Source organism: Bacteroides sp. RTP31139st1_H2_RTP31139_211217 (assembly GCF_040227615.1).
GTDB classification, from domain to species: Bacteria; Bacteroidota; Bacteroidia; order Bacteroidales; family Bacteroidaceae; genus Bacteroides; species Bacteroides uniformis.
In genome coordinates, this window is record NZ_JBCNZM010000212.1 from 1 (window position 1) to 6,538 (window position 6,538).

The following is a 6,538-nucleotide window of genomic DNA, read 5'->3' on the forward strand; positions in this document are numbered from 1 at the left end:
GATTTGCCAGACCGTACATTTATTGATGTGAACCATTATCCGGATGCAATGGAGTTTCTGGAGACAAATAATTTAGCGACTTATTCCGGTTACAAGCGTAGAAGCGGATTTGTAGAATATCCAATGGCGGTATTGAATCTTCCTTTGCTTTATCAGCACGCCCCGCAGATTTTCCAAGAGGCGAATATCGAATGTTTTTAAATGGTTTTCTGAAAGTATGGTACTGATGACTACCAAAGAGATACCGTATCGGTTAAATCCTATCGGTATGGTATCTTCTTTTGTCCGAAGACAGGTGGCATCCCCCTTTTTTACAGATTGCCCCGTGCCCACTTTTTTAATTTCCTTGTTTCCCTTTTATAGCAGCGTAACTGCCTGCTCTCTTTTACAGTCCTTATGTAATGAATGTTGATGTTTCCTGTCGTTATCCAGACTTTCGCCCGGTCTTGTTTTCGTGTGCAAAATTACGGCGAACGAACGCTATTCAAGTATCGCTACGCTATCCGAAATGAAATTTGACGTAATCTTCCTAAATCATAGATTTCGGTATTCATAAAATTTCATTCCCGATTCCTTGCACTGCGTTCCTGCTTCGTCGTTTGGGACGCACATGAAAAACAACCCTTCAGGCAAAGTCGAAAGACTTGAAAAAAGGGAAAATAAAAAACTTAATTAAAACGAAAACGAGTATGACAATAGAAGAAGTATTACAGCATGATTTAAAATTCAGGTATATGTTATTGGGTCGTTTGCAAGCCGACTGTGAATATTATCTTGGCTTTGGAAACAAAAGTCCTCATCGTTTGTGGGCTGGTTCTGAAAAGACACAAATTGAGTATATGACGAAAATTCACGACAGCTTCCGGGAAAACGAAAAACCCGAATGGCTGACAAAGGAGCAAATCAAAGAATACAGTAAGGCTATGGAAGTAACACAAGAATAATTCAAAAAAATACCGTAACGACCTTTAACGGAGGTGTTACGGTATTACATTATTACAAACAAGGGTCGGAGTTTGAGAACATACCCTCTTATAATTGAGAGGGCAATAATAGTCCTTCTTTTATAATTATATCATTCTATTCCTTTTTTATATTTCTGCAAAAAGAATAGCATTCCTCTTTTATATTAATTATTTTTCATTTTATCTCCCATCTATTCTTCATCCTATCACCGGTTTGGTTTTATCAGATGCAAAGGTCGGCTGTCGCGCTTGATTCGGCTACTTGAAATGTATTTCTTGCAAAATTCTTCCTTCCTGCGCAAGAGTAATTTGGCAAGAAAAGTTGCCGTATGAAGCTGTATCAACAGCCGTTTGCCGCATCCATAAATCCCAAAACGGTTCAATCAGTAAAGAACCGACAATAGGGAAAATAAAAGTTAATACTAACCAATTTTTAAACAATTAAAATCATGCCCAATTATGTAACAAACCGTTTAGAAATAAACGCAGACAGAGAAACAGTACAAAATGTGATGGATTTCTTAAAAGGAGAAACTGATGAAGACAGTACGCCTTGCTATATTGATTTCAACAACATTATCCCTATGCCAAAGGACCTACTGATAGAGGCGTCCACTTCTGGGGAATTTGGTATGAAATATCTCAAAGCAATGCAACGCAAGCCATTCAATTCTCCGGACGATTTGAAAGTCATTCAATGGATGGAAGGATTGACGGAAGAAGGCAGAAAAGAAGCGTTACAGCTTGGAGTATTGTATCTGGAAAATCAAAGAAAGTACGGTTATACCACTTGGTACGAGTGGTCTATCGCCAACTGGGGTACAAAATGGAATGCCCTTAATCAGAATTTTGAAGAACCGAACGTGCTTTGGTTTGATACGGCTTGGGCAGGTGTGCCGCTACTTATCCAAACACTCTCCGAGAAATTTCCGGACATCGAGTTTCTGTATGCCTATGCGGATGAAGACCTTGGTTCCAACGTGGGTAAAGGGATTATCCGAAATGGAGAAACCGACATGACATTCCCCGATAACGGAAGTAACGAAGCCTTTGAAATTGTCTTTTTCGTAAAACCGGGATTAGAGGAATACTTGGAACTGACAGACGAGGGATATAGGTGGAAAGCCTAAACATCTCCGGACAGACAATATCCGACATGTATTCAGGGTATATCTCAACCGATATATCCTGGATTCCTGTTGCCGGAAGCTCCGTTTATATTTATTCCATTCCACTCCCTTTTTACAATTTCACGCCTCTTGAACCAGTCTTTTTGACCGTATTTACCCATCCCTTGGCTGGCCTACTTATCATCTTTGAAACTGCTTTTACTGAAACCGCCAAACACGCCCTTCAGGAGCTTGCCGACAACCCAGAATACCAGCAATACAATTATAATATCTCCCATAAGTCTTACTTTTATAGTTTTAACAATAATAAAAATACAAAATAATAACCGAAAAACAAATATACGATCTTGATTATGTGAAAATTCTATCAGGAATCACCTTCATTTGTTCCGTCCTCTTCCGGTTTCTGTTTGACACGCGGACCGCTGGTTTGGCCACGATCAAGTTTTACGCCATATTTATTGAGTATGCGCCAAATAGAACTTTTGCTGCTAAAACCGCTTGCAGCCCAAATATCATCGAAAGAATGACCGTTGATATACATATCCACGATTGTCTTATCTCGTTCTGCTTTAGGTAATACCTTCGGCACAGCCGGGGCTTTGATATTCTGGCGTAACTTCTCGACATGAGCGGAATATTTTCGTAGTGCGGCAATTTCTTCCGGAAATGCCCCTATTATCCACAACACATCGGCTGCTGTCGTACCGGGGAATAATTCACCGCGAGTATCAACTCTGTCATGAATGGATATGACACGTACAATTTTGATACGGCATAGTTCGATGAACGCGGCCAGTTCTCTTAAGCCGCGTGCGGCATTGCTGAATTTGGATATGACTATTTCATCGCCCCTTTGAAGATTCGCCATAAGCTGTTTCCACATAGGTCTCAATGTTTCATGTTCAACTGTTTCCTCTACGATTTGTACACAACCGTATCGCTGCATCCATTCTCTCTCAGCATCAAAACTGTCATTATTTTCCTTGAATATATAGCCAACTTTTGCCATTTTAATATACACTGTTTTGATAACAAGTGCAAATATAGCACTTTCATTTGAATCTAAAATCATATCGTGGAAAAAATCTCGCTGAATCCTTTTTTTAGCTCTTTTTCTTGCACTTATTTTCATTGACAATCATATTGTTAATATGATACCAAAAATTATACTAAATGCGATATAAAAGGGCTTTTGCAACAAAAATAATATATAGATTTGCATTGTTAAATATGAATTGTTGAATATGAAAATTTTAAAATCATACTACAAGACTCCATCATTTTTGACTGGAAGATGTATCGTTTCATTGACCATATTGGGCCTGATATCATGCAGCGATAGAAATGGCAAATCATTGTCTGAAGCTACGAACGATCCTGCCGGAATATACAGGGAGTATTTGTACAATATACGACGTCAGAAAGATTCTTCATTTCAAGTATTGACCGAACATATCCTACAATGGCAAACTGTAAAAGACTCTGTTTTTAGGCATTTCCGGAATGATACGATCAGTCACCCCCATTCCAATCAGCGTGAAGAGTGTATCAGACTGCATGATTCTATCCGCATTGAGTTCTCACGCTTAGCCCTCTCAAAGACGCGTACTTATCAGGAACTTTTGGCTCTCAAAGGAGAGTTCTCACCTTATAACAATGATGAGGAACTGCATCATGCCGCTGGAGAAATCCGCCCATTTTTCAACTCACTGGATAACCTTCCGTTTCATAAGGGTAACAAAGAGCAAATCCTTGCGGCATACCGTATGTTACTGACCCGAACTATCCGTAATGGCATACATAGCCGCAATGAACTGATTACTTATATCACTAAAGAAGATGCCATATTCCGTGCGTTCCTCTCTCACTTGCACGATTTCGAGGGTGAGAGTATGGTTGACATCACACGTGGTACCGAACAGTGTTGTTCGCAGATATTCCTTGCCGCCGAGAGAAAAGAGATTACCTATCGGGAGGCTATGCTTTATTTGACGATGCGCACCAACCGTCGCCAAATACAAAATATGCAGATTTGTATAGAAGATGTTCGGAACAAAAAAATCAAGACCTCTTCGCAAGCACATGCCTATATATGGATGCTTATCCAACCTTATACTTCACTGGACGGATTCTCTATGACATTGCTTTCCGATAAAGAACGGAAACAACTTGACCGGATGGCGGCACAGACACCTGTGACGTTCAAAACCTTGAGCCGAATCCTGCAATCGGAAAGTGGTCAACTGACTGAATTGCCAGGAATGCTTATGGATATTTTCATACAGACGCTCTAACAATATAAAAATATGAATATGTTACGACATTTTTTCAATGACTTTATGACATTTGTCCCTCTGCAACTACCGCAACTGCTTGATGTGACGACAATGGAGGAAGCACAATTCTACGGTGACTACGCCCTACTGACCTTCCCGCTACGCGACCCTTACGACTTGGAGGAAGTGATGGATCTGTTTGAGGACGATATGGAGCTTATAACTCTCTACCACCACATCCCCACGCACGCTGACAAATTCGGGCATAGCACCTGTGCATACTCCAACCCAGCATTTGGACAGATGTTCAAGATGAATTGCAAGACAGATGCAGACGGTAAGGTAAATAGCATTCTTGTTACCATCTATGATTCTCTTGAGCAGATGTACGGCGAGCTGTGCCTTGATTTGGAACTTCATTCCAAAAGTGGTACATTCAAGTATAAGAAGAACAAAGACGATCTCTTGATGAATTTCCTTTAATGGCCATGTTATGCGGGATACACTATACCGACAAATGGTTTATTGGATTAGGGAATACCGGACGTGGATAGAGGTTGTTGATGACAATTTCTACAAGGAGTATGCTTTGTCAAGAAACGGATATATCAACTACATTGTTTCCCGCACGTTGATACTGCGGGCTTACAAAGACAAAGGCTCATACGCCAAAGGCATGACATGGACAATTCCAGAACATAAACTGGATAAGGCATTGGCAGCCTACCGCAAGCAGGAGCATACGTTCAAGCAACGTATTAAGAAAGCAGCGATATACCTTTCACCGAGGGATGCCGAAGTTATCATCTTGTTGGCCACCCACAATATTGTCCAATTAGAGTTGGTGATACCACCCATTCAAATACGCGAAAAACCCTATTATTTATGATTTGGAATATACTACAACTTATCTTCTGTATAATACTTTTCGTATTGCCATTAGCATTGTACAAGAGCCACCGTTCTTTTATGGTAAGGTTCTATGATGCTATGATACACAGTGTAAAGGCTCGTAAACTATATGTACGGGTCGTATTGATTCTGCTATTGCTCTTCCACTATGTTTACATCAGCGGACATGTTGGCGAGTTAGGTATTTTTCTTTCAACCGCTGTCTGTGCCGCTATATATTCATTTAGGAGAGCGGACAAGTTATTAAGAGGTTTATGTGACCGACCATGTATGTTTGCCATACTCTCATTGGTGGCATTGGCCATCAGTCTTGTTCCACACTTGTACACGACGGCGGTAACTGCCGCCTATCTTCTTTTGGCTGCCCTGTTCTATCCCTCTGTTCGGGTCATGACCGAATTTCAGGACATAGGCATAATCTCTGAATGGATGAAATTCCCCGGACTATTAGCCGAAAGTTATTATGACCATCATCACGCGATATTGCCGCAAGATGCGGATAGCGGCAACACTGATATATCCGCACAATAGTAATAATTTAAAAATGAAATGAAAATGAAAACCAAGCAGAAAATAGCTGTCCCTATATTGGCAGACAGAGAAGTTTTTGACTACCTCAAGGAGAAAGTCGGTGAACGAAAAACAAAGACAGAAGCCTTCTGTGATTTGTTGGATAACTCTTTGGCAGGTTTTGTTTCCCCTTTTTTAAGGAACAAAGGCTACGAACTTCAACCCAACCAGTGCCACGTGACTGTTTCCGACCTTTCATCGGAATGGCATTGGCATAGGGCTACTGTCCGTTCTTTTTTGGATGTAATGGAAGAGTTCGGCTTGTTGAATCGCATCCGGCTTTCCAAAAGCGTCATCATTACCATGACTGTGCAAACCAGCCAATCCACGGAGTCTTGCAATGGACCGAAGAAGTTGAACCTTGCAGAACAGCTACGTGAGGTATTGTCCGATTGGATAATCGGCAAAGTGTCCCTTGACGAAACCGGTATCAAGTGTGAACAACTTGTTCGTCGGGCAATGGATGAAGCTGGCATATGCGATAACTGCCCATCTCCGGACAGTATCACTCGCATCAATCTGGCAGCGGATGATGATGAACGGGCTGTCAAGATTCGTATGGTAGCTTTGGAGTGCATTGCATTTGCCGCCATACAACGGGCACTGCGTAAGTCGAGATTCGACGACAGTGCAGAGTTTATGGACTACTTCCGATTGGAATTGTATGGGGACTGGACAGGAC

General features: G+C 41.2%; 9 protein-coding genes. 8 read left to right on the plus strand and 1 reads right to left on the minus strand.

Annotated elements, in window-relative coordinates:
- The 3 genes from ABUA47_RS21970 to ABUA47_RS21980 form a co-directional block, all read left to right on the plus strand.
- On the plus strand, positions 1-201 hold a 201-nt coding region (locus tag ABUA47_RS21970), incomplete at its 5' end, for a DUF4313 domain-containing protein (RefSeq protein WP_349832049.1).
- A 488-nt stretch (positions 202-689) separates the two neighbouring features.
- Positions 690-944: an LPD11 domain-containing protein gene (locus ABUA47_RS21975; protein ID WP_005836708.1), complete on the plus strand. Its 255-nt coding sequence runs from the start codon at positions 690-692 to the stop codon at positions 942-944.
- A gap of 470 nt (positions 945-1,414) precedes the next feature.
- The gene (locus tag ABUA47_RS21980; protein WP_005836710.1) at positions 1,415-2,095 is read left to right on the plus strand and encodes a hypothetical protein; all 681 of its coding nucleotides are present in this window, start codon (positions 1,415-1,417) and stop codon (positions 2,093-2,095) included.
- 367 nt (positions 2,096-2,462) lie between these two features.
- Here ABUA47_RS21980 and ABUA47_RS21985 read toward each other — a convergent pair whose 3' ends face one another.
- Positions 2,463-3,107 carry a recombinase family protein gene (locus tag ABUA47_RS21985; RefSeq protein ID WP_029257182.1) on the minus strand — a complete coding sequence of 215 codons (645 nt, stop codon included), beginning with the start codon at positions 3,105-3,107 and terminating at the stop codon, positions 2,463-2,465.
- A gap of 235 nt (positions 3,108-3,342) precedes the next feature.
- Here ABUA47_RS21985 and ABUA47_RS21990 point away from each other — a divergent pair, with 235 nt between their 5' ends.
- The 5 genes from ABUA47_RS21990 to ABUA47_RS22010 all read left to right on the plus strand — a co-directional run.
- A complete protein-coding gene (locus ABUA47_RS21990) occupies positions 3,343-4,392 on the plus strand; it encodes a hypothetical protein (protein ID WP_009293474.1) in 1,050 nt (349 codons plus the stop codon).
- Between the two features lie 18 nt (positions 4,393-4,410).
- The gene (locus ABUA47_RS21995) at positions 4,411-4,857 is read left to right on the plus strand and encodes a hypothetical protein (RefSeq protein ID WP_007761496.1); all 447 of its coding nucleotides are present in this window, start codon (positions 4,411-4,413) and stop codon (positions 4,855-4,857) included.
- A 10-nt stretch (positions 4,858-4,867) separates the two neighbouring features.
- A complete protein-coding gene (locus tag ABUA47_RS22000; RefSeq protein WP_005836719.1) occupies positions 4,868-5,263 on the plus strand; it encodes a hypothetical protein in 396 nt (131 codons plus the stop codon).
- On the plus strand, positions 5,260-5,817 hold the full coding sequence (locus tag ABUA47_RS22005; RefSeq protein WP_009293473.1) for a hypothetical protein: 558 nt from the start codon (positions 5,260-5,262) through the stop codon (positions 5,815-5,817). Before ABUA47_RS22000 ends, ABUA47_RS22005 begins: the two co-directional genes overlap by 4 nt.
- Before the next feature lie 24 nt (positions 5,818-5,841).
- Positions 5,842-6,538 (plus strand): MarR family transcriptional regulator (locus ABUA47_RS22010; protein WP_349832051.1); only part of this gene is annotated, 697 nt, incomplete at its 3' end.